We start from the raw sequence: 3,493 nt of genomic DNA, 5'->3' as shown, positions 1-3,493 counted from the left end.
TAAGGCTTCACGCTGGAATGACACGACTTCGGCGGTACGCTTGAGCCCCGCTACATTGTCGGCGCGGAATCACTTGACCAGTGAGCTATTACGCACTCTTTCAAGGGTGGCTGCTTCTAAGCCAACCTCCTGGTTGTCTCTGCGACTCCACATCCTTTCCCACTTAGCGTACGCTTAGGGGCCTTAGTCGATGCTCTGGGCTGTTTCCCTCTCGACCATGGAGCTTATCCCCCACAGTCTCACTGCCGCGCTCTCACTTACCGGCATTCGGAGTTTGGCTAAGGTCAGTAACCCGGTAGGGCCCATCGCCTATCCAGTGCTCTACCTCCGGCAAGAAACACACGACGCTGCACCTAAATGCATTTCGGGGAGAACCAGCTATCACGGAGTTTGATTGGCCTTTCACCCCTAACCACAGGTCATCCCCCAGGTTTTCAACCCTGGTGGGTTCGGTCCTCCACGAAGTCTTACCTCCGCTTCAACCTGCCCATGGCTAGATCACTCCGCTTCGGGTCTTGAGCGTGCTACTCAACCGCCCTATTCGGACTCGCTTTCGCTACGGCTTCCCCACACGGGTTAACCTCGCAACACACCGCAAACTCGCAGGCTCATTCTTCAAAAGGCACGCAGTCACGACATACAAGCAAGCTTGCATGCGACGCTCCCACGGCTTGTAGGCACACGGTTTCAGGTACTATTTCACTCCGCTCCCGCGGTACTTTTCACCATTCCCTCACGGTACTATCCGCTATCGGTCACCAGGGAATATTTAGGCTTAGCGGGTGGTCCCGCCAGATTCACACGGGATTTCTCGGGCCCCGTGCTACTTGGGTGTCTCTCAAACGAGCCGTCAATGTTTCAGCTACGGGGGTCTTACCCTCTACGCCGGACCTTTCGCATGTCCTTCGCCTACATCAACGGTTTCTGACTCGTCCCACGGCCGGCAGACCGTGGAAGAGAGATCCCACAACCCCGCATGCGCAACCCCTGCCGGGTATCACACGCATACGGTTTGGCCTCATCCAGTTTCGCTCGCCACTACTCCCGGAATCACGGTTGTTTTCTCTTCCTGAGGGTACTGAGATGTTTCACTTCCCCTCGTTCCCTCCACACTGCCTATGTGTTCAGCAGCGGGTGACAGCCCATGACGACTGCCGGGTTTCCCCATTCGGACACCCCCGGATCAAAGCTCGGTTGACAGCTCCCCGGGGCCTATCGTGGCCTCCCACGTCCTTCATCGGTTCCTGGTGCCAAGGCATCCACCGTGCGCCCTTAAAAACTTGGCCACAGATGCTCGCGTCCACTGTGCAGTTCTCAAACAACGACCAGCCACCCATCACCCCGCTCCGAAGAACAGGTTCACTGGGGCCGGCAACTGAAGGCGACCATCACGGCCGTACCCTCAGATACCCAACAACGTGCCCGACCCGACCTGCCATCCCCCACGTTCCACGCCGAAGCAGTACTAGTGAAAAACAACCTGTCGTGCCGAATAGTCAACGTTCCACCCATGAGCAACCACCGTCGAACATTTGCCGACGTAGTGGCCTCTGACCAGGCAAGCCCGGTAAGAAGTGCTCCTTAGAAAGGAGGTGATCCAGCCGCACCTTCCGGTACGGCTACCTTGTTACGACTTCGTCCCAATCGCCAGTCCCACCTTCGACAGCTCCCTCCCACAAGGGGTTGGGCCACCGGCTTCGGGTGTTACCGACTTTCGTGACGTGACGGGCGGTGTGTACAAGGCCCGGGAACGTATTCACCGCAGCAATGCTGATCTGCGATTACTAGCAACTCCGACTTCATGGGGTCGAGTTGCAGACCCCAATCCGAACTGAGACCGGCTTTTTGAGATTCGCTCCGCCTCGCGGCATCGCAGCTCATTGTACCGGCCATTGTAGCACGTGTGCAGCCCAAGACATAAGGGGCATGATGACTTGACGTCGTCCCCACCTTCCTCCGAGTTGACCCCGGCAGTCTCCTGTGAGTCCCCATCACCCCGAAGGGCATGCTGGCAACACAGAACAAGGGTTGCGCTCGTTGCGGGACTTAACCCAACATCTCACGACACGAGCTGACGACAGCCATGCACCACCTGTACACCGACCACAAGGGGGGCACCATCTCTGATGCTTTCCGGTGTATGTCAAGCCTTGGTAAGGTTCTTCGCGTTGCGTCGAATTAAGCCACATGCTCCGCTGCTTGTGCGGGCCCCCGTCAATTCCTTTGAGTTTTAGCCTTGCGGCCGTACTCCCCAGGCGGGGAACTTAATGCGTTAGCTGCGGCACCGACGACGTGGAATGTCGCCAACACCTAGTTCCCAACGTTTACGGCGTGGACTACCAGGGTATCTAATCCTGTTCGCTCCCCACGCTTTCGCTCCTCAGCGTCAGTAATGGCCCAGAGATCCGCCTTCGCCACCGGTGTTCCTCCTGATATCTGCGCATTTCACCGCTACACCAGGAATTCCGATCTCCCCTACCACACTCTAGCCTGCCCGTATCGACTGCAGACCCGGGGTTAAGCCCCGGGCTTTCACAACCGACGCAACAAGCCGCCTACGAGCTCTTTACGCCCAATAATTCCGGACAACGCTTGCGCCCTACGTATTACCGCGGCTGCTGGCACGTAGTTAGCCGGCGCTTCTTCTGCAGGTACCGTCACTTTCGCTTCTTCCCTGCTGAAAGAGGTTTACAACCCGAAGGCCGTCATCCCTCACGCGGCGTCGCTGCATCAGGCTTTCGCCCATTGTGCAATATTCCCCACTGCTGCCTCCCGTAGGAGTCTGGGCCGTGTCTCAGTCCCAGTGTGGCCGGTCGCCCTCTCAGGCCGGCTACCCGTCGTCGCCTTGGTAGGCCATCACCCCACCAACAAGCTGATAGGCCGCGGGCTCATCCTTCACCGCCGGAGCTTTCAACCCCGTCCCATGCGGGACAGAGTGTTATCCGGTATTAGACCCCGTTTCCAGGGCTTGTCCCAGAGTGAAGGGCAGATTGCCCACGTGTTACTCACCCGTTCGCCACTAATCCACCCCGAAGGGCTTCATCGTTCGACTTGCATGTGTTAAGCACGCCGCCAGCGTTCGTCCTGAGCCAGGATCAAACTCTCCGTGAATGTTTTCCCGTGATCGGGACAACACAACACGAGAGCGGAACGACCGGACGGAATAAGACCGGTCGTTCACAGCGTCCTCGCTGTGTAAATTGCCCACCAGGTCAGTGACCTCGTGGGACTTTCAAAGGAACCTCCAACCTGCCGTGGCAGGCCGGGGTATCAACATATCTGGCGTTGACTTTTGGCACGCTGTTGAGTTCTCAAGGAACGGACGCTTCCTTTGTACTCACCCGCAGAACACTCTCTGGGGCTTTCCTCCGGGCTTTTCCCTTCGGTCTTGCGTTTCCGACTCTATCAGACTCTTTCGTGTCCGATTCCCGGTCGAAGCGGGATCCTGCTTTTCGCTTTCCAGTTCTTCGCTTTCGCGTTTCCCTTTCCGGCG

General features: G+C 57.7%; 2 rRNA genes (1 of these 2 cut by a window edge). Both read right to left on the bottom strand.

Annotation, left to right across the window (positions count from 1 at the left end):
- A 23S ribosomal RNA gene (locus tag ACFYY1_RS43100) occupies positions 1 to 1,286 on the bottom strand; it reaches 1,489 nt to the left of the window's first position.
- A gap of 299 nt (positions 1,287 to 1,585) precedes the next feature.
- Positions 1,586 to 3,111, bottom strand: a 16S ribosomal RNA gene (locus tag ACFYY1_RS43095).
- The 16S and 23S rRNA genes sit together here, the layout of an rRNA operon.
- Between the last annotated feature and the right edge of the window lie 382 nt (positions 3,112 to 3,493).

The organism is Streptomyces sp. NPDC001890 (genome assembly GCF_042891445.1).
In the GTDB taxonomy this organism is placed as follows: Bacteria; Actinomycetota; Actinomycetes; order Streptomycetales; family Streptomycetaceae; genus Streptomyces.
The sequence above is the reverse complement of the archived record's forward strand: the minus strand, read 5'-3'. Positions and strand labels throughout refer to the sequence as shown.